This window comes from Janthinobacterium sp. SUN026 (genome assembly GCF_030397625.1).
GTDB lineage: Bacteria > Pseudomonadota > Gammaproteobacteria > Burkholderiales > Burkholderiaceae_D > Janthinobacterium > Janthinobacterium kumbetense.
On sequence record NZ_JAPQNU010000001.1, the window covers coordinates 1,167,411 to 1,193,317 of the forward strand.

Consider the following 25,907-nt stretch of genomic DNA (forward strand, 5'->3'; position numbering starts at 1 on the left):
CGGTGCCGTGGTGGCCGCGCTGGCGCGCAGTCGGCGCGGCGCTGGCCGCCGGGCTGGCGGGTGCCGCCATCTGCCTGTGGCTGCACACGCCGCTGCCGTGGATGATCGGCCCCCTGTTTGCCACGGCCGCGCTGCGCCTGGCAGGGCGCGAACTGGCCTGTCCCGTGCGCGTGCGGGAAGCGGGACAGTGGGCCATCGGCACGGCCTTGGGTCTGTATTTCACGGCGCCCGTGCTGGCCGTGCTCACCGTCTATACGCCATGGATCGCCGGCGCCGTGCTGTTCGCGCTGGCGCTGGGCGCGTCCGGCGCCATGCTGCTGCGTCGCCTCTCCGGCGTCGACCATGCCACCGCCTTCTTTGCCATGGCGGTGGGTGGCGCATCCGAGATGGCGGTGCAGAGCGAGCGCCATGGCGCCGACGTGGGCAAGGTGGCCGCCGCGCACAGCCTGCGCATGATGCTGGTGGTGGCGACGATTCCGTTCGGCGTGCGCTACTGGGGCAGCCATGGCCTGGCAGAAGGGCATGAGACTTTCGTGCTGGGCGCCGCGCTGGTCGACTATGGCGGGCTGGCGCTGCTGGTCGGCATCACGGTGCTGGCGGCCCTCGCATTAAAACGGGGCCGGCTGCCCAACGCGTGGGTCATCGGCCCGCTGCTGGCCGCGCTGCTGCTGACGGCCTGCGGCATCCATCTGTCGCGCCTGCCCGAATGGATGATACGCGCGGGCCAGCTGTTCATCGGCATCGCCCTGGGCACGCGCTTCACTCCCGCCTTCCTGCATGCTGCTCCCCGCTACCTGGCCGGCGTGGCTCTGTGCAGTTTCCTGATGCTGCTGCTGGCGGCCGCCTTCGGACTGGGCCTGTCGCACTGGCTGGGCATCCATCCCGGCACGGCCATCCTGGCCACCTCGCCCGGCGGCATCGCGGAAATGTCGCTGACGGCCAAGGCCCTGCATCTGGGCGTCCCCATCGTCACGGCTTTCCACGTGGCGCGCATGGTAGTGCTGGTATTGCTGATCGGACCGCTGTTTCGCCTGCTGCCGCGCCCTTAATTTCCCCGTACGACGATTTCCTGCACCTGCGGTTCGCGCTGGCGCATGAAGCGCACGATGGAGTCCACCGTGACGACGTCGATCTGGCGCGTCATGCGGCGCTCGAACGGGTGATCGTCGAAAGCGATATTGGCGCGGAACATGCGCGCGCCCAGGCGCGTGGCGGCCGGTATACTGAGCGTTTGCGGCGCGTAGCTGGCGCTGCGCAGCCAGCTTTGCGCTTCGGCGCGCGTTTCGATCTTGCCCGGCTCATTGCTGGCGGCGGCCAGGGTTTCCAGCACCCACTGGTTCGAGTTCTGGTACTTGGTGGAAAACGGATAGGCCAGCATGTTGTAGTGTGCCTCATGCAGGCGCTTGGGCGTGTTCGACGTCAGCAGTCGCACCAGTTGCTGCTGCGTATCCTGGCCGGGAATCAGGATCAGGGTTTCATACATGAACACGTCATCCATGAAGAAATTGCCCAAGCCTTCGTTGTACAGCGACGATTGCGCCGTGCCGCATTCATTGAGTTCATGCACCACCAGCCAGCGGCCCTTCGGGTGGTCGCGCCAGGCCAGCGCCATGTGCGAATAGCGCAAATTGTACTTCGACAGGTCTTGCCCGGCGCGCGCCACCAGCGCCACTTGCGCGCCCGAACCATCGAGCGCCTGCAGGGTCTTTTGCGCCAGGTCCATCGATTTGACGAGGGTGGTCGCATCCGTTTGCTTTTCCTCGCACGAGCGTCCCGCATGGGCGGCGCCGGCCAGGGCCAGGCTGATGATCATGACAGTCAGGCGTTTCATGGGTTCACGCTTTCGAATGGTGGAGGATGGCATTGCCGGCCGCATCCGGCACATAGGCGATGGCCTTGCCCGACAGCACCAGCATGTGGCCCGTGGAGACGGCCACCACGTTGACGACCGTGCCGGCCGCCAGCGACAGGCCTTGCATGGCTTTCTGGCTCAGCTTGACGGAAGCCGTGGCGGCGGAGGACGCCCCCTTGGCTGCGCTCTTCAGCACGAGGACGCTGCCGTCGGCCACGTCTTCCACCTTGTCGATGACGATTTCACCGGCGGCGGCCAGCACCGACATGGAGCCGACGAGCACGATGGCCGACGCCATGCTGGCGTTGTCGGACGCGTTGGTGGTGTCGGAATTGGCGGCCTGGGCCAGCGGCGCCATGGTGGCGGCGCACAGCAGGGCGGTGGCGAGCAGATGTTTCATGGGATTTCCGTTCTTCATTGTGGTGGTTACACTTTGGAGTGGTGCAGCAGCGCCTTGCCCAGTTCGTTCGGGATGAAGGCGATGGCCTTGCCGGAAAGTACCAGCATGTGGCCGGTGGACAGCGCCACCACGTTGACCACGGTGCCGGCCGCCAGCGACAGGCCCTTGGCCGCTTGCGTGCTCATCTGGATGGAAGCGCCGCCCGCTTCGGACGCGCCTTTCAACACGATGACGATGCCTTCGCCCACCGTTTCCACGCTGGCGACCACCACCTGGCCGGAGGCGACCAGCATCGACATGGAGCCGGCGACGACGATGGCGGAACCCTGGCTGAGGTTTTGCGAGCCTTTCGACAGGTTCTCCGAGGCGGCGGCGTGGACCAGGCCGGGAGCGGCCACGGAGAGCGTCAACAGCGACAGGGACAGGCAGAGGGGCAGCAGGCGTTTCATGTGTTTCTCCTTCAAGTGTGCCAAGTGGCAACGCCATCATTGTAGACTGTGGGCAATTGGTCAATGAAAACGCTACTCGTAGCGGGCAGGCATACCGCAGGTAGCGTATTGCGCTACTTTTTTTGCCGTCAGAACCGATGCCATTTTTATAAAGGAAATGCATGCCGCAAACCCACGCCTTGATCGAAGCCTTGAAACGCCTGTTGAAAGCGCGCGCCGTCACGTATGCCGAGCTGGCCCAGCGCATCGGCGTATCCGAAGCCAGCGTCAAGCGGATGTTTTCGCAAAAGCAATTTACCCTGCAACGCCTGGACCAGATCCTGGTGGCCATCGGCAGCGATTTCCAGCAGCTGGCGCTGGCCGTGCAGTCTGCCCAGGCCGCGCCCACGCTGATCACGGGACTGACATATGCGCAGGAAAAGGAAATCATCGAGGACACCCGGCTGTTCGTGGTGGCTGTCTCTGCCCTGAACCTGCTGCCGCTGGAACAGATCGTCGCCATCTATGACATCAGCGAGGCGCAAGCCGTGAAATACCTGCTGCGCCTCGACAAGATCGGTTTTCTGGAACTGCTGCCGAATAACCGGGTCAAACTGCTGGTGGCGCGCACGTTTGCGTGGATACCGAACGGTCCCATCCACACGTATTTCAAAAAGGAAGCCTATGGTGACTATTTGAATTCCCAATTCGATGGCGAGACGGAATTGTTGCGCCTGGTGAACGTGATGTTGTCGAAAAAATCCACGGCGGCCTTGCTGGAACGCCTGAAGCAAGTGGCGGTGGAATTCTCGCAGCAACACCAGGAAGACGCGCGCCTGCCCGGCGATGAACGCTTGGCCATCAGCTTCATGCTGGCGGCACGTCCCTGGATGCCGCAGACGTTCAAGGCGTTGCTGCGGCAGTGAGCGTGCAAGCCGGTCGATAAGCAAGCCTGCTAGCCTGTAAGCAAGCCAGCCGCCAGCCGCCAGCCGCCAGCCGCCAGCCGCCAGCAAGCCAGCAAGCCAGCAAGCAGTGAAGCCAGCAAGTCAGTACGCCGAATAAAGCCATTTGTGTAAAGCCATTCGTGGCGCCTGGTCTTTCTGGCCGCTAGTCTGGCTGCTGGCCGCGCTTGTTTGCGCCATCCTCCATTGCTTGCCGGCCCACTGCTTGCGGGTTCATTTATTGCTGGCCCGTTTGCTGTTGGCCTGATTTCTGCAGCTCCGTTTGTTCCTGTTGTTCCTGTTTCATTTGCGTCAGCAAGCGCCAGGCAAAGAAGCCCAGCACGCCCACGCCCAGCAGCAGTGCGCCCCACAGCGCGGCCAAGCGCCACGGTGCCCCGTCTTTTGTGGCGCGTGCGGGTGCCGCCGCGCCACCGTTGGGCTGGAGCGGGCCGGCGCTGGCCGCCTTGAGCGCCAGCAATTCGTCCGCCTTGAAGCCGGGCGCCACCTGCGACAGCGGTTGCGCCACGGCGGCGGCGTTGCTGTTGCCAAATGCCAGTTGATAAGGCGGCTTGCCGCTGGCCAGGAAAACGACGGTGGCCGGTGTCCAGCCCAGGCGCAAGGCGGGCGCATCGCTGGCGTCGAGCTGGAGTTCCGTGGCCGTCTGCAGCACCCATTCGCCCGTTTGCGTCACGGGCATGGCCAGGTCGCCCGAGATTCTCTCCTTGCCATCGAGGCCGATGCGGTAAAACGTCGTGCTCAGCAGGGGATCGAAATAGGCGCCTTGCGCGGGACGCGCCTGGTGGCGCAGGTGCAGCCGGTGCCGGGGAACATAGCTGTTCTGGCGATACACGCCCAGGGTCACGGGCAGCACCACATTGTTGCGCGTCAATTGCAGGGCGATGCTGTCGGCGGGAATGGCGAGGGGCGTGGCGTAGCGCCATTCATTGGCCTGCTTGCTGGGCAAGCCTTGCAGCACGATGGAGGCGCGCGCTGGAGCGATCTCCGTTTCGCTGACGGCTTGCGCCGTGATTGCCGCAAAGGCCAGCGGTTCGCCCGCTTGCCAGCTCAGGCGCGCATAGCGGAAGGCGCGCGGCGCAAAGGCGATGCTGTCGTTGGCCAGGGTTTGCGTGTCGCTGTTGCTGAGCCAATTCAGGGTGGTAGTGCCGATGGCGTCCCATTGCTTCAGGTCATCGCTCACTTCCAGCAGCACTTGCGCACTGTAATTGTCCGTGCGGGTAGGCGGCGTGAAGCGCAAGGCGGCGATACGCTTGTCTTGCGTCTGCTTGCCCAAGTCGAGGATCAGCGCCTGCAGCGCCGCCGTGGTCGCTGCCGTGCCGGCGCGCGTGCTGACCGACAGCAAACGGCCATCGTCCGCCGTGCGGATATCGATGCCTTGCAAGCCATCGCCAGTTGCCGGCGCGCCCGTCACGGGGAAAATGCGGGCGGGAATGGCAGTCCGTTGCGTGGCCGATTGCGCGGGCGGCGCGCCGATGGCGTAGGCCAGGCGCTTGCCGTCCGCGTCGAACAGGCGCAGGTCGGCCAGGCTGGCCGAGCTGGCGAGCAGGTAGACGTCCCTGGGCAATATCAGCTGGACGATGCCGGCGCCGGCCGGCACCTGCACGGGCATGCTCCAGGCATAGTCCTGTGGCCGGTCCTGGCCGGGCGCGGCCAGCGCGGTGCCTGCCACCAGCAGGCTGCAGCAGATCAATGAGGGCTTCATGCGGCTCCTTGTTGCGGTTCGGCTGAAGCGGGCGCGGCAGCCTTGGGGAACGGCGCCAGGTAGCCGATCAAGACCATCAGCAAACCGACACCCACGAAGGAGACGATGCGCTCGATGCCGCCCACGTTGGACAGGTCGATCAGGAACAGTTTCAGGACGACCAGACCCAGCAGCACGGCGCCCAGGCTCCATTGCTGGCGCCGCTGCAGGCGTGCCGCGTGACGCATCAGCAGCAGGGCCGTCACGCTCCACACCAGCGACAGCATCGCTTGCACGAACTGCGAGGCCAGCATGGCGTCAAAGGTGTAGGGCACGCCCAGGTACTGCGACACCGTGCGCAGCAGCATCAGGTTGAACCAGCCATACAGCAGGCACGCGGCCAGGACGGGCAAGCGCGCCTGCCATATGGCGGGCAGCGGCATCTGGCCCGCCGGCAACAAGCGGTAGCTGGCAACGGCCAGCAGGACGGCAAAACCCGTGCTCAGGTCCAGCGGATTGAGCAATGGCAAATACGGCAGCGGTGCCATGGCGCCGTCGTCGAAAATGTTCCACGCGGCGATCAGCAGCAGCGACCATGCCGCCGCCAGCGGTATCAGATAACGCTGGTACCACGCCGCAATCGGCGCCACCGGCCAGGCGCCAGCGCGGCAGCGGCGGATCAGCCAAGCCAGTACCAGCATCATGGCCCAGGCCGGCAAGTAGCGGGCCCAGGCAGGGCTGACGCTGCCTTCATGATGTGCCAGCCAGGCGCTGACCTGGATGGCGCCAACTGGCCACAGCATCAGCCAGGGCGCTGCCGTGCGCAGCGTATGCAGCAGGCGCAGCGCACGCACGTCGAGTTGCCAGCCCGCTTGCGGCCAGGCCCGCAGCAGGTATTCTCCTGCCGCCAGGGCACTGGCCAAAGCCAGCCAGCTCAGGCCGGTCGGCAGGTAATCGCGCAGGTACAGCGCCAGCAGCAGGTTGGCGCTCCACAAGCCCAGGCCAATCCAGGCGGCCACGCTGATCCAGCGCAGCTGCGGCCAATCGAGGCGTCGCGCCAGGAGGGCGAACGCGGGCGTCGTGACGCAGACGGCGATCAGGTACAGCGCCAGCCAGTGTTCGCCCGCGTGTGCTTGCAGCGCCAGGTTGCCGTCGATCAGGCGCAGCAGCCAGCTGGTGAAGGGCACGAGGATGGCGGCAAACCACAGCAAGCCGCTCCAGGCCAGCAGGGGACGTGCCACCAGGGCCAGCAGCTCGTCGCCGCCGCGCGCGCGCAGCGCAAGGAAACGGGCGCTGGCAAAGGCGGCGGCGCCCAGCAGCAGGGCGCTGAGGAAGGAACCGCCGAACAGGTTGGCCGGATGCTGGTCCCAGGCCCAGCTGGCGCGGCTGAGCAAGATCATGCCGGCCAGGACCTGCACGGCCAGCAGCAGGGCGCGCGGCGCATGCCATTGCTCGCGCCGCGCCAGCACCGCCAGCAGGGCTGCCACTGCCAGCGCGCTGACGGTGAGCAGGTTCAGTTGCGTGGTGGCATCCGTGCGCAGCAGGATTTCGGTCCAGATGCCGCCCAGCAGCCAGACCGTGGCGGCCGTCAGGAACAGCACGGACAGGCTGCTCATGAACTCTGGATGCAAGTGGCTGCCGTGGCGGCGGAAGTTGAAGGCCATCACCAGCGCGGCGGCGGCCAGCAGCGCGCAGCCCAGCCAGATGTTGGCGTCCAGGGCCGTTGCCGTAGTGAGTTCCTGCATGGCGCCGAGGAAGGCAAGCCAGGCGGCTCCCTGTACCAGCAGGCCGAAAGCCCAGGCCAGGGTCTGGCGTTGGCGCAAGCCGACCCAGACGATGCCCGCGCCTTCCAGCGCCCAGGCGGCGGACGTCCAGCGGCCGTCGAGGGCGAACGGGATGGCCAGGGTGCCGAAGACGATGCCCAGCGCGAGGAAGGCTTCGGCCAGCAGTTTGAAACCATTCCTGCGCCACAGCGCCACGGCCAGTCCCGTGTAGCATAGGCCGGCAAGCAGCGCGGAAAACGCCAGGCCAAAGTCAAAGTGCCGGACCAGGCCGTATTGCAGGCCCATCGCCGCCAGCGGCGTGCCGAAGACAAGGGTGCCATCCACGTAATGCTTGAGGCGCGGCGCCTGGCGCGCGCAGTAGGCGATCGCGATGCCGATATAGAACAGCACGAACAGGATCAAGAACAGTTGCGTCGACAGGTAGTGCTCGGGCGAGTAGCGCAGCAGGCCCCAGGTGGTGGCAACGACAAAGGTGAAGCCAAAGCTCAGTACATTCAGCACGCGCCAGGCGCGTTTCAGGGCGATGGCAAAGACGCCCGCATTGAGCAGCGCGTAATAACTGAACAGGCCGATATGGTTGCCGCTGCCAGTAGATACCAGCAGGGGCACGGCAAAGCCGCCGACGATGCCGAACACGGCCAGCCAGACGGCGTTTTGCAGCACGGCCAGCAGGCACGTGAACGCCGTCAGCACGAACAGCACGGCAAACGCCAGGCCGGCCGGGATCAGTTCATACAGGCGGAAGGCGCCAAACGTGACCAGCATCAATATCGCCAGCGCCGTGCCCTGCAGCGGCAGGCTGATGCCGGGACGGCTGAGGCGGATGCGCCAGGCCCAGGCCAGCAGGGCAATATCGGCCAGCGCGATGCCGGCCAGGCGCAGCTCGATGGGCAGCGTGACCTGGGCCGACACGTATTTGAGCAGGAAGCTGACGCCGAGGAAGAGGATCAGCAAGCCCAGCTTGGCGACCAGGTTGCCCGTGAATAGCCAGTTTTTCGCCTTGGCAACGAGGCCGTCCGGGTGCGCGATCCAGGACGGGGTATTCGGGACGGCAGGGGCGGGCCTGGCAGGGGGCGGCGGAGCCGATGGTGCTGGTGCGGATGGGGCGGCTGGCGCAGCCTTTGCCAGTGCGACGGGCTCGCTCGCGGCCGCTTGCGGCACGGGGGAGGCAGGCGGCGCAGGCACCGGCGGGGCAACCGCAACAGGCGCCGGTACTGGTACCGGCAGCGGCGCAGCGCTCTCTACGACGGGAACGGCAGCAGGCGCTTCGCCCTGGCCTTCCAGCGTCCGCAGGCGCTGCTGGATGCCGTCGACTTCCTTGCGCAGGCGGGCTGTCAGCAGTTCCAGATCCGCCACCTTGCGGCGGTACTGCAGCACCAGCACGAAGGCGGTAATCAGCAAGCCAAGGATGAACAGCGTGATCAATCCAAACATGGGGCAGCTTTCCTGAAAGGGCAGGGCGAAGGCGCCCGATGTATGCGCACATTACCTTATTATCAAGAAACAAGCGATTTCTGTTGTGTCAGGGCAAGTGCCAGGAAGTGCGTGCGGCGGCAAGGCAAGCATGGGGCCGGAGCGGGCTTTTCATATTGATGCCAAGCAAGATGTCGACATTCAGATTGTCGTGCGCAAGATAGTGCTGTATTTTAGCAATTCCTTAATTGCCAGTCCCCCATGCCATGAGTCAAAGCAGCCAGTTTTCCTTATTGTCGCAGCGCCGTTTCGGGCCCTTCTTCTGGACCCAGTTCTTTGGCGCCTTCAACGACAATCTGTTCAAGACGGCCTTGATGGTGATCCTCGCCTACGATGCGCTGAGCTGGACCACGCTCGACCCGTCCACCATCACCAACCTGATTCCCGGCCTGTTCATCCTGCCCTACGTCGTGTTTTCAGCCACGGCGGGCCAGCTGGCCGACAAGTTCGAAAAGGCGGGCCTGGCCCGTTTCGTGAAATGGATGGAACTGGCCATCATGGCCGTGGCCGCCGCGGGCTGGATGACGCATACCCTGTGGCTGCTGGTGGCCGCCGTCGTGGGCATGGGCGTGCATTCGACCCTGTTCGGCCCCGTCAAGTATGCGTACCTGCCGCAGCAGCTCAAACCCGAGGAACTGGTCGGCGGCAATGGTCTGATCGAGATGGGTACCTTTGTCGGCATTTTATTGGGCGAAATCCTCGGCGCCGTGTTGATCGTGCACAAGCCGCTGGGCGTGGAACTGGTGGCGGGCGCGACGATTGCCGTGGCCGTCTTCGGCCTCATCGCCAGCTACCGCGTGCCGCGCACGCCGGCGCCGGAGCCGGACTTGAAAGTGAGCCTGAACTTCGTCGCCGAATCGTTCCGCAACCTGAATTTTTCGCGCAAGAACCGTCCCGTCTTCCTGGCCATGCTGGGCAACTCCTGGTTCTGGTTCTATGGCGCCCTGATCCTGGCGCAGTTCCCCGTGTATTCGAAGGATTTCCTGCATGGCGACCACAGCGTGTTCGTGCTGCTGCTGACCGTGTTTTCCGTCGGCATCGGCACGGGCTCCTTGCTGTGCGAACGCCTGTCCGGCCACAAGATCGAAATCGGCCTGGTGCCGTTCGGTTCCATCGGCCTGTCGCTGTTCGGCATCGACCTGTATTTCGCCAGCAATGCCTATGCGAATACGCAAGTGGTCGATGCCCTGGCGTTCGTCAGCCAGGCGGGCGTGCCGCGCATCTTGCTCGACATCGTCATGATCGGCGTCTTCGGCGGCTTCTTCATCGTGCCCCTGTTCGCCCTGATCCAGACGCGCTGCGACCCGAAACACATTTCGCGCACGATCGCCGGCATGAATATCCTCAACGCCCTGTTCATGGTGGCGGCCGCCGGCGTGGCCATCGTGCTGCTGGGACAAGGCTTTACGATCCCGCAGCTGTTCCTCGTCACCGCCATCCTGAATGCGCTGGTGGCGGCCTACATCTTCTCGCTGGTGCCGGAATTCCTCATGCGTTTCCTCGCGTGGATACTGATACAGACCGTGCACCGCGTCAAAGTCGTCGATGGCGAGCGCATCCCGACGGAAGGGGCGGCCGTGCTGGTATGCAACCACGTCAGCTATGTGGACGCCATCGTCATCATGGCGGCCAGTCCCCGCCCCATCCGCTTCGTCATGGACCACCGCATCTTCAAGATGCCGCTGATGGGCTGGATTTTCCGCACGGCCAAGGCGATTCCCATCGCGCCGGCCAAGGAAGATCCTTTCCTCATGGAAAAGGCCTTCATTGATATCGCGCAAGCGCTGCACGAGGGCGAGCTGGTGTGCATCTTCCCCGAAGGCAAGCTGACGCGCACGGGCCAGATCAGCGAATTCAAGGGCGGCATCGCGAAGATCGTCGAGCGCAGCAAGGTGCCCGTGATTCCACTGGCGCTGCGCGGCTTGTGGGGACATCTGTTGAGCCATCGCAATGGCCATTTGTTCGAGCGCGCCTTCAAGGCGGGCTTGCGCTCGCGCCTGTCGCTGGCCGTGGGCATGCCCGTGGCGCCCGAGGCCGCCACGCCGGAATTGCTGCAGCAAAAGGTGCAGGAATTGCGCGGCAAGTGGAAATAAACGCTATTTTGTCCGCGTAGCGGTCCCCGTCCGCCGCGCCAGGTGCTGTTCCAGCAGGGCGGCGATGGCGGCGAAGTCCACCGGTTTCGTCAGATGATGGTCGAAACCGGCTTGTTCCGTGCGTGAGCGCGCCTCTCCCCAGCCCGTCAGGGCGATCAGCAGCACCTCGCGCCCCTGCGCACGCTGGCGTATCTGGCGCGCCGCCTCATAACCATCCATGTCCGGCATGCCCAGGTCCATCACGACCAGTTGCGGCCATGCCATGTCGACGGCCGCCAGGGCTTGCGCGCCGCCATACGCGACACTGGCGGCATAGCCCTCGAGCTGGAACAGGCTTTGCAAGGCATCGGCCGCATCGAGGTTGTCGTCCACCACCAGCACTTGCACGGGCTGGCCAGCGCCGCTGGGCGTCTCGCTGCCGGCGGCCGCCGGCGTGGCCGGGGCGGCTGCCTGGGCGTCGCCGGCGCTGGCCGGCAAGGTGACGATGAAGCGGCTGCCGCGGCCGGGGCCGTCGCTGTACGCTTCGATGTTGCCGCCATGCATCTCGGTAAATTGGCGCGCCAGACTCAGGCCGATGCCCAGGCCGCTGGCCATCTGGCCTTCCACCGTGCGCCCCTGTTCAAACATGGAAAAGATGCGCGGGATGGCGTCCGGCTCGATGCCGATGCCGTTGTCTTCGACCGTCACCTGTAGCAAGCCTTGCGCCAGGCGCGCCGTCATGTGGATGTGGCCGCCTTCCGGCGTGAACTTCACGGCATTCGACACGATATTGGCAAAGATCTGCACCACCCTGGCATAGTCGGCGTGCAAGGTCACGGCATGCGGCGGCAACGCTTGCGTGATGCTGATGTGCCGGCTGTCGGCCGCGGGCTGGCACAGTTCGATCACATGGTCGAGTACTTGCTGTAATTCAATATTTTCGCGCTGCAGCAGTACCTTGCCGCTGGTGATGCGCGCCACGTTGAGCAAGTCATCCACCAGCCGCGTCAGGTGTATCACCTGGCGCTCGATCACGCCGCTGACCTTGCTGACCTGCTCCGATGCCGGATACAGGTGCTTGAGCAGGGCCACCGAGGTCTTGATGGGCGCCAGCGGATTGCGCAGTTCATGCCCGAGGCTGGCGAGGAATTCGTCCTTGCGCCGTTGCGTCTCGCGCACCTGGTATTGGCGCTGGCGTGCGCGCAGCATGGCGTGGGCCGAGGTGATCAGGGTCAATATGTGTACGGGGCGTTCCAGCAGGGTCAGGTTGCCCAGGGTGGCGACGGCTTGCCGCAAAGGCAGGGAATCGAGGCCCGCGTGCGTCAGCAGGATGATCGGCAAATCGGACCAGTCCGGTTGCTGGCGGGCGTAGGCGTCGAGCACGGCGTACACGCCGGCAGGCAAGGATTCGTCCACCGTCAGCACGCCGCCGGCGCCCAGCGCCAGCTGCTCGGCCAGTTCGCCGGCGGAGCGGCAGGCGTGGCTGGCGATGGCCTCGCCGGCGAGCACCTTGGCGGCCAGGGCGGCGTCCTGGCCGCCAGGCGCATAGATCAGGATACGCTGCTCCATGGCAACTCCTAGGGGAAGGGCGTGCCGCCGATGGTGGGCAAGCCCGACAGGATGCCGTGAAAGCCGGCCAGGGCCGGGCCGATGCGGATGCCCTGCGGGCTGATCTCGAAGCGGCGGATGCTGCGCTCGTGCGCGCTGCCGCGCTTCTTGAAGACGGAAATGGCTTGCCGCACCTCGCCTTCCGTTTCGTAATAGCGCAGCATGATGACGCCGTCGGCCAGATAGCTGGCATCGGCCGAGGTCGTCATCGAGGTGCCCAGCATGTTTTGCTGCACGCCGACGAGCAGGGTGGCCACGCCCCGCTGGCCCAGGTAATTGAGCAGTTCATGCAGATAGGTGCTCTGGAAGCGCTCGTCGGGCACGGCATGCATGTAGCCGTTCAGGCTATCGATGACGATGACCCGGGCGCCCCGTTCTGCCGCGTCGACCGCGGCCTGGGCGAATTCTCCCGGTGTCAGCTCGGCCGGATCGACTTGCTGCACACTCAACAGGCCGGAATCGAGCGCCGCCTGCAGGCGCATGCCCACGCTGTCGGTCCGGTTCAGCAGCTTGCTGCGGGCTTCCTCGAACAGGAACATGGCGCACGGTTCGCCGCGCGTTATGGCCGCGTGCACGAATTGCGCCGCCAGGGTGGACTTGCCGCTGCCGGCCGGGCCGGAAATGAGCGTGCTCATGCCTTCTTCCAGGCCGCCCCCGGTCATGGTGTCGAGTTCGGGCACGCCGCTCGACAGGCGCCGATGGTCGCCATCGCGGCGCGTGTCGGCCGCCACCAGGCGCGGAAAGACGACCAGGCCGTCATGGGCGATCTTGTAGTCGTGCGTGCCGCTGCGAAACGGCACGCCCCGGTATTTCACCACCCGCACGCGGCGCCGGTCATTGCCGTAGGCCTGGTTTTGCAGCTCCAGCGAAATGACGCAATGGGCCACGCTACGCACTTGCAAGCCGTCGTCCAGCGCGGAACGGTCATCGATCAGCAGGGTGGTGCAGTGCCGGCTGGCCAGGTATTGCTTCAATGCCACGACCTGGCGCCGGTAGCGCAGGGGGTTTTCCGCCAGCAACTGCAGTTCGGACAGCGAATCGAGCACGAGGCGGGCAGGGCGGTGCTTTTCGATGGCGGCGAGGATGCGCTGGTTGGTCGAGGCCAGTTCGATTTCCGACGGGTGGAAGATGGTGTACTGGCGCTCGGGGTCGAGGATATCGTCGCCGGGTGCCACTTCTTCGATGGCGATGCCGGCCAGGTCCCAGCCATGCGACAGGGCCGCGCCGCGCAGCTCGATCTCGGATTCCGCCAGGGCGATATACAGCACGGGCACGCCGCTGCGCGCACCCTCGGCCAGAAATTGCAGCGCCAGGGTAGTCTTGCCCGTGCCGGGGACGCCTTCGACCAGGTACAGGCGCTCGGCCAGCAAGCCCCCCGTGAGGATGGTGTCGAGGCCGGCGACCCCCGTCGACAGCAGTGGCGGCGCGTCCGGGCCGCTCGCGCCATCGTGCTGCCCTGTGTTTCGCGCCTGTGCCGTCATCGTTGCGCCCCCGCTTTGCCACGCCGTGATCACTATACTAGCGCGTCCGGCGCGGCATGTCTTTTCGATACCATTGGTAAATATTCATCGTGGCCGGCGGGGGCGCGCAAGGCAGTGTTGCGTACGCGACCACGGCTTCAGCAAAAAACGCATTACCCTGCTACAGTAATCATTCAATCCAACTTTCCCGCTTTGCCGTTTTGCCGCCGCCGGCCCGCTTCCCGTTCGAATTGGCTGGCGTGCCGACGCTGTTGCTGCCTTCATTTTATTGCCTCATTGATAATTTAATTCGCTTGATAGTTACTATGTTTCAATTGTAACGATGCTTGACGATTTTAGAATGATCGTTCATTCTTTGATCTGCGTTAATAAATTTAGTCATTTCTAACGACACTAGCCAGCTTCTTTTTCAGAAAGTCCAAGATGCAACCAACATTTTCCTTGACGTCGCCGCGTACGAGCGGCGCTATTGCCGTTCTGTGCGCCACTGTAATCATGGCCGGCTGCAGTAAAAAACAGGAAGCACCTCACGCGCAGCAAGCGCCACAGGTGGTCGTGTTTACTGTTAATCCGGCCGCGTTGCCGATGAGCGCCGAATTGCCCGGCCGTACGAATGCCTACCAGGTCGCCGATGTGCGCCCGCAAGTCGGCGGCTTGATCCAGAAGCGCCTGTTCGTCGAAGGCAGCGATGTGAAAGCGGGCACGGCCCTGTATCAGATCGATCCCGCCACCTACCAGGCTGCCTATAATTCGGCCAAGGCCGCGCTGTCGAAAGCCAAGGCCAACCTGCTGACGGCCGGTCCGAAAGCCTCGCGCTACAAGGAACTGGTCGCCATCGAAGGCGTGAGCCGCCAGGAATACGACGATGCCGTCGCTGCGTTCGAGCAAGCCAAGGCAGACGTCGAGTCCGCTACTGCGGCGCTGGAAACGGCGAACATCAACCTGAAATACAGCACCGTGACGGCGCCGATCAGCGGCCGCACCAGCCGCTCGACCGTGACGGCCGGCGCGCTGGTCACGGCAGGCCAGGCCGACGCCCTGACCACCGTGCAGCAACTCGATCCCATCTATGTCGACGTGACCCAGTCGAGCACGGACCTGCTGCGCCTGAAGCGCCAGATGGCCGACGGCTCGCTGAAAAAAGCGGGCGAAGGCCAGGCCAAGGTCGACCTGATCTTGCCGGATGGCAGCAAGTACAGCGAACCGGGCAAGCTGCAGTTCGCTGGCGTGACGGTCGATCCGACCACCGGCAACGTGATCTTGCGCGCGCTGTTCCCGAACCCGAAAGGCGAATTGCTGCCAGGCATGTACGTACGTGCCCAGCTGGAAACGGGCGTCGATGAAAAAGCCATCACCGTGCCGCAAGTGGGCGTGACGCGCAACCAGAAGGGCCAGGCAACCGCCTTGATCCTGAACAAGGAAAACAAGGTCGAGCAACGCGTTCTGACCACCAGCGGCACCGTCGGCACCAACTGGCTGGTGACGTCCGGCTTGGCCGCAGGCGATCGCGTGATCGTGGAAGGCTTGCAAAAAGTCAAGCCAGGCGCACCAGCCGTTGCCGTACCGGCCAAGGCCGAAGCTGCGCCTGCCGCTGCCGCCTCTGCCGCAGCATCGGCTGCCAGCGCCCACTAATTCAGGAGAATATTAATGGCCCGTTTTTTCATTGACCGCCCGATTTTTGCCTGGGTGGTCGCGATCGTCATCATGCTTGCCGGCGTGATTTCGATCCTCAGCCTGCCGATCGCGCAGTACCCGAGCATCGCTCCGCCGTCGATTTCGATCAGCGGCTCCTATCCTGGCGCCTCCGCCAAGACCGTGGAAGACGCCGTTACCCAGGTCATCGAACAAAAGATGAAGGGTATCGACGGCTTGCGCTACATGGCCTCGTCGAGCGATGCCACTGGCGGCATCAGCATCACGCTGACGTTTACCAGCGGCACCAATCCCGACATCGCCCAGGTGCAGGTACAGAACAAGCTGCAGCTGGCTACGCCACTGCTGCCGACGGCTGTCACGCAGCAAGGCTTGGTCGTGTCGAAAGCGACGAAGAACTTCCTGATGGTGTTCGGCTTCATTTCCGAAAACGGCAAGATGGACCAGACCGACTTGAGCGACTATGTGGCCGCCAACGTCGTCGATCCGCTCAGCCGCGTGCCCGGCGTGGGCGACGTGACACTGTTCGGTTCGCAGTACGCCATGCGTATCTGGCTCAATCCGGCCAAGCTGCAAAGCTTTAACCTGACCCCGGCGGACGTGATCACGGCCGTGCAGGCGCAGAATGCGGAAGTGTCGGCCGGTGAGCTGGGCGGCACGCCGTCCATCAAGGGCCAGCAGCTGAACGCGACCGTGTCGGCGCAAAGCCGTCTGCAAACGGTGGAGCAGTTCGGCGCCATCTTGCTGAAAACCACGACCAACGGCGCCATGGTGTACCTGAAGGACGTGGCCAGCATGGAACTGGGCCGCGAGAACTACAATACCGTGGCCCGCTACAACGGCCATGCGGCAACGGGCGTGGCGATCAAGCTGGCGACGGGCGCCAACGCGCTCGATACGGCCAATGCGGCGAAAGCCATGCTGGGTAACCTGAGCAAGCAATTCCCTGAAGGCATGAGCTATCAGGTGGCGTTCGACACGACCCCGTTCGTGAAACTGTCCATCGAAGAAGTGGTCAAAACCCTGGTCGAAGCGGTGATCCTGGTGTTCCTGGTGATGTATCTGTTCCTGCAGAACTTCCGTGCCACCCTGATCCCGACCATGGCCGTGCCGGTCGTGCTGCTGGGTACCTTCGGCATCCTGAACGCGTTTGGCTACTCGATCAACACGCTGACCATGTTCGCCATGGTGCTGGCCATCGGTTTGCTGGTCGACGATGCCATCGTGGTGGTGGAAAACGTCGAGCGCGTGATGAGCGAAGAGGGCTTGTCGCCGCTGGAAGCGACGCGCAAGTCCATGACGCAGATTACGGGCGCGCTGGTCGGTATCGCCATGGTGCTGTCGGCCGTGTTCGTGCCGATGGCCTTCTTCGGCGGTTCGACGGGCGTGATTTACCGCCAGTTCTCGATCACGATCGTCTCGTCGATGGTGCTGTCCGTCGTCGTCGCGCTGGTGTTTACGCCAGCCTTGTGCGCCACCCTGCTCAAACCGGTCGAAAAAGGCCATCACGCGACGAACAAGGGCTTCTTCGGCTGGTTCAACCGCAGCTTCGATAGCAGCAGCAACAAGTACCAGGGCCTGGTCGGCAGCATGATCCGCCACCGCGCCCGTTCGATGCTGCTGTACGTGCTGTTGCTGGCCGGCCTGGTGTTCATCTTCATGCGCCTGCCGACCTCCTTCCTGCCGGAAGAAGACCAGGGCATCCTGTTTACGCAGATTCAATTGCCGACGGGCGCTACGCAAGAGCGCACCCTGAAAGTGATCGAACAGGTCGAAGACCACTTCATGAACAGCGAGAAAGACAACGTCGCTTCCGTGTTTGCCGTCGCCGGTTTCAGCTTCGGCGGTAACGGCCAGAATACGGGTATCGCCTTCGTGCGCCTGAAAGACTGGTCGCTGCGCAAGGACGTGGCGCAAAAAGCGCCGGCCGTGGCCGGTCGCGCCATGGGCAAGTTGTTGCAGATCAAGGATGCGATGGTGTTTACGTTTGCACCGCCTGCCGTGCTGGAGCTGGGTAACGCCACCGGTTTCGACATGCAGCTGCAGGATATCGGCGGTGTCGGCCATGACGCCCTGATGGCGGCGCGTAACCAGTTGCTGGGCATGGCGTCGCAGAATCCGGCCATGGTGGGCGTGCGCCCGAACGGCCAGGAAGATACGCCGCAGTACAAGATCGACATCGACCAGCAGAAAGCGACCGCGCTGGGCTTGCAGATCTCGGAAATCAACCGCGTGCTGAGCGTCGGCTGGGGTAGTTCATATGTGAACGACTTCCTCGACCGTGGCCGCGTGAAGAAAGTGTTCATCCAGGGTGACGCCAGTTCGCGCATGCTGCCGGAAGACTTGAACAAGTGGTTCGTGCGCAATACCGCTGGCCAGATGGTGCCGTTCTCGGCCTTCGCTACCGGCAAGTGGATTTACGCGTCGCCACGCCTGGAACGCTACAACGGCTTGCCGTCGGTAGAGATCCTGGGTACGCCGGCGCCGGGCCAAAGCACGGGCGCCGCCATGAACGCGATGGAAGAAATGGTGGCCAAGCTGCCGCCTGGCATCGGCTTCAGCTGGACCGGCGTGTCGCTGGAAGAGCGCGAATCCGGTTCGCAGACGCCGCAGCTGTACGCGCTGTCGCTGCTGATCGTCTTCCTGTGCCTGGCCGCGCTGTATGAGAGCTGGTCGATTCCATTCTCCGTGCTGCTGGTGGTACCGCTGGGCGTGATCGGCGCCGTGCTGGGCACCTGGTTCTTCGGCCTGTCGAACGACGTGTACTTCCAGGTGGGCTTGCTCACGGTGGTGGGCCTGTCGGCGAAGAATGCGATTCTGATCGTCGAATTCGCCAAGGAAATGCAGGAATCGGGCATGTCGCTGCTGGACGCGACCTTGCATGCGGTGCGTCTGCGTCTGCGTCCGATCCTGATGACCTCGATTGCCTTCGGCCTGGGCGTGTTGCCACTGGCTATTTCCAGCGGCGCCGGTTCCGGTAGCCAGAACGCCATCGGTATCGGCGTGCTGGGCGGTATGTTGACGGCCACGTTCCTCGGTATCTTCTTCGTGCCGGTGTTCTTCGTGCTGGTGCGCGGCTTCTTCTCGAAGTCGGACGCGCCCGCCACGCCGGCGACGCCTGGCTCGCCAGCCGTCACGCTTTCTAAGGATGCGCATTAATATGAAAAAAACGCTACTCTCCATGGCGGCACTGGCCTTGCTGGCCGGTTGCAGCCTGGCCCCGACGTATGAGCGTCCGGCAGCGCCGGCGCCCACGGCGTGGCCGACGGGCCCTTCCTACAAGGCCGACACGGCCGCCGCCGACGCCAAGCCGGTGGCGGACGTCGCCTGGCGCGAGTTCTTTGCCGATGCGCGCCTGCGCCAGGTACTGGAACTGGCCCTGGCCAACAACCGCGACCTGCGCGTCTCGATCCTCAACATCGAGAAGGCGCGCGCCACCTACGGCATCGAACGCGCCGCGCTGATCCCGACCCTGTCGGCGTCCGGCGGCCAGACGGCCAGCCGCGTGCCGAAGAACGCCAGCGCCAACGGCGAAGCGTCCATCAACCGCCAGTACACGGCGAACCTGGGCGTGTCGGCTTACGAGCTGGACTTCTTCGGCCGCGTGCGCAGCCTGTCCGACAGTGCGCTGGAGCAATACCTGGGCACGGAAGAAGCCCGCCGCGCACAGCAGATCAGCCTGGTGGCCGAAGTGGCCAGCACCTATCTGAACCTGGTGGCCGACCAGCAGCGCCTGCGCGTGGCGCAGGACACCCTGAAGAGCCAGCAGTCGTCGTATGACCTGGCCGTGCGCCGCTTCAGTGCCGGTGCGACTTCCGGCCTGGACAAGTACGATGCCCAGACCAGCGTCGAGTCGGCCCGTTCCGACGTGGCCGTTTACACGAGCCAGGTTGCGCTGGATCAAAACGCGCTCGTCCTGCTAGTGGGCGGCCCCGTGCCGGCCGACCTGCTGCCGCAAGGCGAGTTCGGCGCCGTGACGGCCCTGGCGGACATTCCGTCCGGCGTGCCGTCGGACGTGCTGCAACGCCGTCCCGACGTGCTGGCGGCCGAGCGCACCTTGCGCGCTGCCAACGCCAACATCGGCGCGGCGCGCGCGGCGTTCTTCCCGCGCATTTCGCTGACGGCCACGGCCGGTTCGCTGAGCGACAACCTGTCGGGCCTGTTCAAGGCGGGCAGCGGCACGTGGAGTTTCATTCCGCAGATCAGTTTGCCGATCTTCGATGGCGGCGTGAACCGCGCCAACCTCGATATCGCCAAGGTGCAGCGTGAAATTTCCGTGGCGCAATACGAAAAGGCGATCCAGGTCGCCTTCCGCGAAGTGTCCGATGCGCTGGCCCAGCGCGGCACCATCGACGAGCGCCTGCAATCGCAGGTCTCGCTGGTCGAGGCGTCGACGAAGAGCTACACCATCCACGACGCGCGCTACAAGCAGGGCGCCGAGTCCTACCTGAACGCCCTGGTGGCCCAGCGCGCGCTGTACACGGCGCAGCAAAGCCTGATCACGGCGCGCCTGGCCAAATCGACCAACCTGGTGACCTTGTACAAGGTGCTGGGCGGCGGTTGGCAGCCTGAGCAGACAGCCGTCGCGGCGGCTGGCGGCGTCCAATAATCACGGGGACGCCGACGCCGGCCTTGCCCGCAAGGGCAGGGCCGGCGCGCTACTGGAAAATCATGAACCAAGTTGAAAAGAAGCATCCGGATCCCGAGCGCGCCAACACGCGGCGCAAGCAGGTGCTCGATGCGGCCGAAAGCTGTTTCAGCCGCCGCGGCTTTCACGGCGCCAGCATGGCCGAGATCTCGAAAGCGGCCGGCATGAGCGCGGGCCACATCTATAATTATTTTGACAGCAAGGATGCGATCATCGCCGCCTTCGTCATGCAGAATACGGAGCGGGTGTCGAACCTGATGCAGGACCTGGCGCAGCGCGAAGACCCGCTGCAGGCCGTGATCGACAATGCGGGCGAGCATGTGCTCGAAGCGCTGGACCCGAAAACGTGGATGATGCCGCTGGAAATTTTCGCCGAAGCATCGCGCAATCCGGCGATCGCCGACATGCTGCAATGCTCGGACCAGCGCTCGCGCCAGTTGTTTCTCTCCATCATCCGCGATGCGCGCATCAAGCGCGGCTTGCCGGCCGATGAAGAGATGCTGGAAGGCCGCCTGAATGCCCTCGTCGCCATTTACCAGGGCTTGCCCGTGCGCTTCATTCACAATCCGGACGTGAAAGTCGAGCCGCTGATCGCGGGCTTCCGCATCGTCCTGACGGCGCTGCTGCTGAACGAATAGGCCGCTTGCCAGGGTCATGCAAAAAAGTTTGCGCAGTTCGATATGAATCATGCGCAAAGCATGGCAAAAACCTAAAAGCCTCTGCTATAATTCCCACCTCGTCGGGGCGTAGCGCAGCCTGGTAGCGTACATGCATGGGGTGCATGGGGTCGGAAGTTCGAATCTTCTCGCCCCGACCATTAGATTCAAGGACTTAGGCCACTCTTCGGAGTGGCCTTTTTCTTTTTGTGCGCCGTCGCCACGACAGCATGCATCAGCCGCTGTGCCTTCCATCCCCCGTTTCCACTCTCCTGCCCCCCGATTTTCGTCCCTTGTCGCGTAGTCAACCTCGCAATACTGCTTTGGCCTATGATGGGCTGGCACATGCACGTGTGAAGTTTCCCTTCATTCATCAACCATGAGGTGTCCATGATTCGCTATGTCCTGCCTGTCCTGTTGTTCGCCAGCGCACTGCCGGCGCACGCCCAAGCTCCTGTCAATGACACGCCGCTGATCGAGCGGGCCAAGCTGTTTGGCAATCCCAGCAAATCCGGCGGACGCATCAGCCCGGATGGCAAGTGGCTGTCGTGGATCGCGCCGCGCGACGGCGTGCTCAATGTGTGGGTGGCGCCGGCCAGTAATCCGGCGCAGGCGCGTCCGCTGACGGAAGAAAAGGTGCGTCCCATCCGCAGCAGTTTCTGGTCGCCCGATTCGAAAACCCTGCTGTTCATCCAGGACAAGGGCGGCGATGAAAATTTCCTGCTGTACGGCGTGAATGTCGTGAGCGGCAAGCAGGTCAGTTACACGCCTTTCGAGAAGACCCGCGTGCGCGTGATCCAGATCAGCAGCAAGGTGAAGGACCGCATTTTGATCGGCATCAATAACCGTGATGCGCGCTGGCATGACGTGTATAGCCTGGACCTGGCCAGCGGCAAGCTGACCCTGGTGGAGCAGAACGACGGCTACGGCGGCTACCTGGCCGATGAACTGCTCAATCTGCGCATCGCCAGCAAGGCGCGCGCCGACGGCGGCATGCAGTATTTCCGCATCACGGATGGCAAGGCCGAGAGCACGCCGCTGGCGGAAGTGGGTCTGGAAGATTCGCAGACGACGGCGCCGCTGGCCTTTACGGTCGACGGCAAGACCCTGTACTGGACCGATTCGCGCGGCCGCAATACCTCGGCGCTGCTGGCGCAGGACGTGGCCAGCGGCAAGACCACGGTGGTGGCGCAAGACCCGCGGGCCGACATTTCCGACGCACTGTACGACACGCGCACAGGCAAGGTGCAGGCGTATTCCGTTGACTATCTGCAGCACGAATACCTGCCGCTGACGGATGACCTGAAGGCCGACCTGGCCTTCCTGAAGAAGCATGCCAAGGGCCAGTTCAACGTGACGTCGCGCACGGATGCCGATGACAAATGGCTGGTGGGCGTCGATGCCGTCACGGCGCCGGCATCGAGCTGGCTGTACGACCGCAAGAGCAAAAAGTTCACGCAGTTGTATGTCACGCGGCCCGAGCTGGAAGGCGCGCCATTGGTGCCCATGTATCCGCAGCAAATCAAGGCGCGCGACGGCCTGACCCTGGTCTCCTATCTGACCTTGCCGCAGGCATCGAAGGCGGGCGCCGGCGGCGTGCCGTCGCAGGCGGTGCCGATGGTCCTGCTGGTGCATGGCGGCCCGTGGGCGCGCGATACCTATGGCTATAACAGCTACCATCAATGGCTGGCCAACCGCGGCTATGCGGTGCTGTCCGTGAATTACCGGGGCTCGACGGGCTTCGGCAAGCAATTCATCTCGGCCGGCGACCTGCAGTGGGGCCGCAAGATGCATGACGACTTGCTCGACGCAGTGCAATGGGCGGTGAAGAGCGGCGTGACGACGGCCGACAGGGTGGCCATCATGGGCGGCTCGTATGGCGGCTACGCCACCCTGGCCGGCATGGCGTTTACGCCGACGACGTTTGCCTGCGGCGTTGACATCGTCGGCCCGTCGAACCTGTTTACCTTGCTGCAAACCATTCCGCCGTACTGGGAAGCGGGCAAGCAGCAGTTCTACAAGCGCATGGGCGACCCGACCACGGAAGAGGGCAAGGCGCTGCTGAAGGAACGCTCGCCGCTGAACTTTGCGCAGAACATCCAGCGCCCGCTGCTGATCGGCCAGGGCGCGAACGACCCGCGCGTCAACGTGGCGGAATCGGACCAGATCGTGGCGGCCATGGCGGCGAAGAATATTCCCGTCACCTACGTGCTGTTCCCCGACGAAGGCCATGGTTTTGCCCGGCCCGTGAACAACATTGCCTTCAATGCGGTGACGGAAAACTTCCTGGGGCAATGCCTGGCGGGCCGCGCCGAGCCGATCGGCGCCACGCTGAAGGCGTCCACCGCGCAGGTCAAGCACGGCGCCGGGTTTGCGCCGGGGCTGGAAGAGGCGATGCGGTAACAGGCAATGCCGGCGGGTGCTGCCTGCGCGCCGCACCCGTCGGCAAATTCCGCATTAAAAGAGTTTCAATGAAACAATGATTCATTTAGAATAAGTCACTGTCTTGCCAATATCTGAACGGAAACGCACCATGGATATACTGACCCTCGAGCATTTTGCGCCGCGCCTGAATGAAACGTTTATCTCGGTCAGCGACGGCAACGCGCCGTTCATCCTGGTGGAGGCGCGTCCGTTGCCGGCGTCGACCTTGCAGGGAATGTTGCGCCCACCGTTCAGCCTGCTTTTCCGCAATTCTTCCGCCATCGTCTTCAACCAGAAAATTTTCCAGCTGCAGCATGACGCTTTCGGCGAAGTGGGGATTTTTCTCGTGCCGGTGGCGCGGGACAACCACGGCTTCCTGTACCAGGCCGTGTTCAACTAAGCTCTTGCCCCGCGTGTCCTGATGCGGCTGGAAACAAGGCTGGCTGTGCGCCTGCCTTGTTTCCCCATCCGGCTTGCCTCAATCAAACCGTGGGAACTCTCCCTGCAATGCGATGCAGTAGTTCAGTGCCAGCAAGGGCTGGCGGTTTTCGTGCGCCTGGTTGCCACCGGTAATGCCGATGACGTTGGGTGCCAGCCTGGTGTCGGGAGTGATGCTGAGCGTCATGGCCGTCGTCTTGCCCGGTGCCAGCAGCAGTGCGTCTGTTACAGGGATATTGCTTTGCAGAGTAGCCGTCGGCTGGCGGTTGACCGTCATGACATGCCGGTGCGCCGGCATTTCCTGCGCCGTCAGCGTCACGCCTGCGGCGCCAACGAACTCGCCGATGTCATATTGCGACAGGCCGGGCCCCGTACCCTGGCTGAACGCGGCGCGGCCGACCAGGTTGGGGAGCTGGAAGGTGGTGCTGCCATTGCCGCCATAGGTGGTGCCGATCAGCGCAAACAGGGCACTGTTCTGGTTCACTGACAGGGTGGCGCCGTTGCACAGCGCCCAGCCTGCTGGTGGATAGTTGAAACCGAAGATCTGAATCTCGCCAAGAAATGGTGATGCCACGATTTTTCTCCTGTGAAGTCGGGTGGACTGTCGTCGTTACTGCTGCGAAGGGAAGACGCCCTGCCATGCGATGCAAAACGACACGGCCAGCGTCGGCATGCGGTTTTCATGGGGGAGGTTGGCGCCAGCGAGGCCGCAGGCGACGCCCGACAGCACCGTCGGCGTGCTCCCTGTGGCACTGGTCGCGTACATATTGTCACTGTTGGTGGCGGCGCCCAGCGCCAGCGTCGGCCCCGGCGTTGCGGCATTGGCGGTGGCGTTGGTGGCAAAAAAGATGTGCGTGTGCTGGGGAATCTGATCTACTGTCAAGGTGACCTGCTCGTTGCCACCGGTGCCGCCGATGACGCGCGGCGTCAAACCTGCTCCCTGTCCCTGGTGCAAGGGCAACTGGCCGCGCAAGTCCGGCACGGCAAAGGTGTTGACGCCGTCGCCACCATAGGTGGTGCCGAGCAACATGAACAACACTTGATATTCAGAAATAGGTTTGAGGCTGCCGTCACAGGCAAACCACCCGGTGGGTATGCGTGGAAAGGCAAACTGGCGAATTTCACCTACGTAACAATCAGACATGGCTTACTCCGTAAAAAGGCGGGACACGGTTTGTAGCACCTGGGGGAAACCGGCTGCGCTTCGCGGCCACAAGGCACTGCCGCGCGCGACGGTGTTGTCAGGCGAGGTCAGTTGCGCGAGGGGTAGACACCACTCAAGGCAATGTTGAAGTTGATGACGCGGAAGGGTTGCAAATTATTATGCGGGCCGTTGCCGCCTGTCGTAGCCAGCGTCTGTTGCGCCAGCGCAACCTGCGGTCCCGTCGCGGCGACATAAATCGACTCCGCCCCGCTGCCGGCATACAGCGCGCCAGCCGGATTCTTGAGCGTTCCCGCAGTCGTCAGCGCGCTGGCCGCATGGTTGTGCGCAGGCAGCTGGCTCACTAGCAAAGTGACAGCTTCTGAACCGGCCGGGGTGCCCTGGGTGAGCGGGGATGGTTGCCAGCTGCCGTCGACAGAGGCTCCTGAACCGAAAGGCGTGCGTCCGCGTAAATCGGGCAAGCCAAAGGTCGATTGTCCATTTCCGCCGAACTGGGTGCCCAGCAGGGCAAACAGGGCTGCATTCTGTTGAACCGGCAGCAGCTGCCCGTTACAGGCGGCAAATCCTCTGGGTGCGAAAGCAAAACCGGCCATCATGATTTGGCCTACAAAGACGTCAGACATGCTATTTCTCTCCCCATAACTGTTGTGAAATGGAACACAAGGATAATACATTTAGCAACGGCAATTGATTTACATTAAAATATCTTTTTTTAGCAACACTTTTTAGTTGCTTTATTTGCTACTCGTAGTAGCATACGTTGATGTAAAGCAAGCGTCAATAGCGTGAGGCATCCTTTCCGGGGCCGTTGACAGTAGCTGAAATCGACATGAATGGTGGCCATATTGCCGTGTGCCAGAGCCGTACCTTCCTCACCCAAGAAATGTATCGAAGGAAAATAATGTTTCTAAATCTCAGCGAATCTGGTTGCCAGTCGGCCACCGTCAGTGGCATGGAAGTCTTGGCTGCCGGGAAGCGCGGCGCCGTGCGTGCCGCGCTCTTGCCGCCCTGGCTGATGCGCATGGCGGTGGCCATGCTGTTCATCCTGTTGGCTTTGTATTCGCAGCATGCGGGTGCGGCCACTGCATGCACGAATCCGGTCAACGTCACTATTTCAGCAGGGGGGACTGTTCTGGATGACTATAATCCCAATGGTTGCACTTATGGTCTGACGGCGATACAAATTCC

General features: G+C 63.5%; 20 protein-coding genes and 1 tRNA gene. 10 read left to right on the forward strand and 11 right to left on the reverse strand.

Annotation, left to right across the window (positions count from 1 at the left end; translation table 11 throughout):
* Positions 1 to 2 precede the first annotated feature (2 nt).
* On the forward strand, positions 3 to 1,049 hold the full coding sequence (locus OX459_RS05305) for an AbrB family transcriptional regulator (RefSeq protein ID WP_289904106.1): 1,047 nt from the start codon (positions 3 to 5) through the stop codon (positions 1,047 to 1,049).
* Here OX459_RS05305 and OX459_RS05310 read toward each other — a convergent pair.
* The 3 genes from OX459_RS05310 to OX459_RS05320 are packed head-to-tail and all read right to left on the reverse strand — an operon-like array spanning position 1,046 to position 2,701.
* The gene (locus OX459_RS05310) at positions 1,046 to 1,831 is read right to left on the reverse strand and encodes a DUF2145 domain-containing protein (RefSeq protein WP_289904107.1); all 786 of its coding nucleotides are present in this window, start codon (positions 1,829 to 1,831) and stop codon (positions 1,046 to 1,048) included. The genes OX459_RS05305 and OX459_RS05310 overlap by 4 nt on opposite strands.
* 4 nt (positions 1,832 to 1,835) lie before the next feature.
* Complete coding sequence (locus OX459_RS05315) at positions 1,836 to 2,252, reverse strand: hypothetical protein (RefSeq protein WP_289904108.1); 417 nt, start codon at positions 2,250 to 2,252, stop codon at positions 1,836 to 1,838.
* A 26-nt stretch (positions 2,253 to 2,278) separates the two neighbouring features.
* On the reverse strand, positions 2,279 to 2,701 hold the full coding sequence (locus OX459_RS05320; RefSeq protein WP_251350458.1) for a hypothetical protein: 423 nt from the start codon (positions 2,699 to 2,701) through the stop codon (positions 2,279 to 2,281).
* Positions 2,702 to 2,862: 161 nt separating this feature from the next.
* Between OX459_RS05320 and OX459_RS05325 the strand changes: the two genes are divergently transcribed.
* Positions 2,863 to 3,606, forward strand: a complete 744-nt coding sequence (locus OX459_RS05325; RefSeq protein WP_077407465.1) for a helix-turn-helix domain-containing protein — start codon at positions 2,863 to 2,865, stop codon at positions 3,604 to 3,606.
* Between the two features lie 253 nt (positions 3,607 to 3,859).
* Here the strand turns inward: OX459_RS05325 and OX459_RS05330 are convergent, their stop codons facing one another.
* Entirely contained in the window at positions 3,860 to 5,341 is a 1,482-nt protein-coding gene (locus tag OX459_RS05330) for a DUF3999 family protein (protein ID WP_289904109.1), read from the reverse strand.
* Positions 5,338 to 8,538, reverse strand: coding sequence for a DUF2339 domain-containing protein (locus tag OX459_RS05335; protein ID WP_289904110.1), 3,201 nt, complete (start codon positions 8,536 to 8,538; stop codon positions 5,338 to 5,340). The genes OX459_RS05330 and OX459_RS05335 overlap by 4 nt, the downstream gene beginning before the upstream one ends.
* 245 nt (positions 8,539 to 8,783) lie before the next feature.
* On the opposite strand from OX459_RS05335, the gene OX459_RS05340 reads away from it, so the two are divergent.
* Positions 8,784 to 10,670: an MFS transporter gene (locus OX459_RS05340; RefSeq protein ID WP_251350461.1), complete on the forward strand. Its 1,887-nt coding sequence runs from the start codon at positions 8,784 to 8,786 to the stop codon at positions 10,668 to 10,670.
* Positions 10,671 to 10,673: 3 nt separating this feature from the next.
* On the opposite strand, the gene OX459_RS05345 is transcribed toward OX459_RS05340, so the two are convergent.
* The gene (locus OX459_RS05345) at positions 10,674 to 12,218 is read right to left on the reverse strand and encodes an ATP-binding protein (protein ID WP_289904111.1); all 1,545 of its coding nucleotides are present in this window, start codon (positions 12,216 to 12,218) and stop codon (positions 10,674 to 10,676) included.
* A gap of 8 nt (positions 12,219 to 12,226) precedes the next feature.
* Positions 12,227 to 13,738, reverse strand: coding sequence for an ATPase domain-containing protein (locus OX459_RS05350; protein WP_289904112.1), 1,512 nt, complete (start codon positions 13,736 to 13,738; stop codon positions 12,227 to 12,229).
* A gap of 555 nt (positions 13,739 to 14,293) precedes the next feature.
* Between OX459_RS05350 and OX459_RS05355 the strand changes: the two genes are divergently transcribed.
* The 7 genes from OX459_RS05355 to OX459_RS05385 all read left to right on the forward strand — a co-directional run bounded on the left by OX459_RS05355 (position 14,294) and on the right by OX459_RS05385 (position 23,519).
* On the forward strand, positions 14,294 to 15,370 hold the full coding sequence (locus OX459_RS05355; RefSeq protein WP_289904114.1) for an efflux RND transporter periplasmic adaptor subunit: 1,077 nt from the start codon (positions 14,294 to 14,296) through the stop codon (positions 15,368 to 15,370).
* A 15-nt stretch (positions 15,371 to 15,385) separates the two neighbouring features.
* On the forward strand, positions 15,386 to 18,550 hold the full coding sequence (locus OX459_RS05360) for an efflux RND transporter permease subunit (RefSeq protein WP_289904115.1): 3,165 nt from the start codon (positions 15,386 to 15,388) through the stop codon (positions 18,548 to 18,550).
* Position 18,551: 1 nt separating this feature from the next.
* Positions 18,552 to 20,000: an AdeC/AdeK/OprM family multidrug efflux complex outer membrane factor gene (adeC, locus tag OX459_RS05365; protein ID WP_251350465.1), complete on the forward strand. Its 1,449-nt coding sequence runs from the start codon at positions 18,552 to 18,554 to the stop codon at positions 19,998 to 20,000.
* A 62-nt stretch (positions 20,001 to 20,062) separates the two neighbouring features.
* Complete coding sequence (locus tag OX459_RS05370) at positions 20,063 to 20,677, forward strand: TetR/AcrR family transcriptional regulator (RefSeq protein ID WP_099667038.1); 615 nt, start codon at positions 20,063 to 20,065, stop codon at positions 20,675 to 20,677.
* A 102-nt stretch (positions 20,678 to 20,779) separates the two neighbouring features.
* Positions 20,780 to 20,856: transfer RNA gene (locus OX459_RS05375), tRNA-Pro, on the forward strand.
* Positions 20,857 to 21,085: 229 nt separating this feature from the next.
* Positions 21,086 to 23,098 (forward strand): S9 family peptidase, encoded by a 2,013-nt coding sequence (locus tag OX459_RS05380; RefSeq protein WP_289904116.1) that lies wholly within the window; start codon positions 21,086 to 21,088, stop codon positions 23,096 to 23,098.
* Positions 23,099 to 23,228: 130 nt separating this feature from the next.
* On the forward strand, positions 23,229 to 23,519 hold the full coding sequence (locus tag OX459_RS05385) for a hypothetical protein (protein ID WP_289904118.1): 291 nt from the start codon (positions 23,229 to 23,231) through the stop codon (positions 23,517 to 23,519).
* 78 nt (positions 23,520 to 23,597) lie between these two features.
* On the opposite strand, the gene OX459_RS05390 is transcribed toward OX459_RS05385, so the two are convergent.
* The 4 genes from OX459_RS05390 to OX459_RS05405 all read right to left on the reverse strand — a co-directional run bounded on the left by OX459_RS05390 (position 23,598) and on the right by OX459_RS05405 (position 25,754).
* Entirely contained in the window at positions 23,598 to 24,131 is a 534-nt protein-coding gene (locus OX459_RS05390) for a tail fiber protein (protein WP_289904119.1), read from the reverse strand.
* A 36-nt stretch (positions 24,132 to 24,167) separates the two neighbouring features.
* Positions 24,168 to 24,701, reverse strand: a complete 534-nt coding sequence (locus OX459_RS05395; protein ID WP_289904120.1) for a tail fiber protein — start codon at positions 24,699 to 24,701, stop codon at positions 24,168 to 24,170.
* A gap of 107 nt (positions 24,702 to 24,808) precedes the next feature.
* Complete coding sequence (locus OX459_RS05400; RefSeq protein WP_289904121.1) at positions 24,809 to 25,342, reverse strand: tail fiber protein; 534 nt, start codon at positions 25,340 to 25,342, stop codon at positions 24,809 to 24,811.
* A gap of 154 nt (positions 25,343 to 25,496) precedes the next feature.
* Positions 25,497 to 25,754 (reverse strand): hypothetical protein, encoded by a 258-nt coding sequence (locus OX459_RS05405; RefSeq protein ID WP_289904122.1) that lies wholly within the window; start codon positions 25,752 to 25,754, stop codon positions 25,497 to 25,499.
* Between the last annotated feature and the right edge of the window lie 153 nt (positions 25,755 to 25,907).

Bases quoted from the DNA above. Each gene is read 5' to 3' on its own strand.
- OX459_RS05330 (WP_289904109.1), bottom strand. From the start codon at position 5,341: ATGAAGCCCTCATTGATCTGCTGCAGCCTGCTGGTGGCAGGCACCGCG.
- OX459_RS05380 (WP_289904116.1), top strand. From the start codon at position 21,086: ATGATTCGCTATGTCCTGCCTGTCCTGTTGTTCGCCAGCGCACTGCCG.
- OX459_RS05310 (WP_289904107.1), bottom strand. From the start codon at position 1,831: ATGAAACGCCTGACTGTCATGATCATCAGCCTGGCCCTGGCCGGCGCC.
- OX459_RS05385 (WP_289904118.1), top strand. From the start codon at position 23,229: ATGGATATACTGACCCTCGAGCATTTTGCGCCGCGCCTGAATGAAACG.
- OX459_RS05395 (WP_289904120.1), bottom strand. From the start codon at position 24,701: ATGTCTGATTGTTACGTAGGTGAAATTCGCCAGTTTGCCTTTCCACGC.
- OX459_RS05370 (WP_099667038.1), top strand. From the start codon at position 20,063: ATGAACCAAGTTGAAAAGAAGCATCCGGATCCCGAGCGCGCCAACACG.
- OX459_RS05315 (WP_289904108.1), bottom strand. From the start codon at position 2,252: ATGAAACATCTGCTCGCCACCGCCCTGCTGTGCGCCGCCACCATGGCG.
- OX459_RS05325 (WP_077407465.1), top strand. From the start codon at position 2,863: ATGCCGCAAACCCACGCCTTGATCGAAGCCTTGAAACGCCTGTTGAAA.
- OX459_RS05340 (WP_251350461.1), top strand. From the start codon at position 8,784: ATGAGTCAAAGCAGCCAGTTTTCCTTATTGTCGCAGCGCCGTTTCGGG.
- OX459_RS05405 (WP_289904122.1), bottom strand. From the start codon at position 25,754: ATGGCCACCGCCATGCGCATCAGCCAGGGCGGCAAGAGCGCGGCACGC.
- OX459_RS05345 (WP_289904111.1), bottom strand. From the start codon at position 12,218: ATGGAGCAGCGTATCCTGATCTATGCGCCTGGCGGCCAGGACGCCGCC.
- OX459_RS05350 (WP_289904112.1), bottom strand. From the start codon at position 13,738: ATGACGGCACAGGCGCGAAACACAGGGCAGCACGATGGCGCGAGCGGC.
- OX459_RS05400 (WP_289904121.1), bottom strand. From the start codon at position 25,342: ATGTCTGACGTCTTTGTAGGCCAAATCATGATGGCCGGTTTTGCTTTC.
- OX459_RS05320 (WP_251350458.1), bottom strand. From the start codon at position 2,701: ATGAAACGCCTGCTGCCCCTCTGCCTGTCCCTGTCGCTGTTGACGCTC.
- OX459_RS05335 (WP_289904110.1), bottom strand. From the start codon at position 8,538: ATGTTTGGATTGATCACGCTGTTCATCCTTGGCTTGCTGATTACCGCC.
- adeC (WP_251350465.1), top strand. From the start codon at position 18,552: ATGAAAAAAACGCTACTCTCCATGGCGGCACTGGCCTTGCTGGCCGGT.
- OX459_RS05360 (WP_289904115.1), top strand. From the start codon at position 15,386: ATGGCCCGTTTTTTCATTGACCGCCCGATTTTTGCCTGGGTGGTCGCG.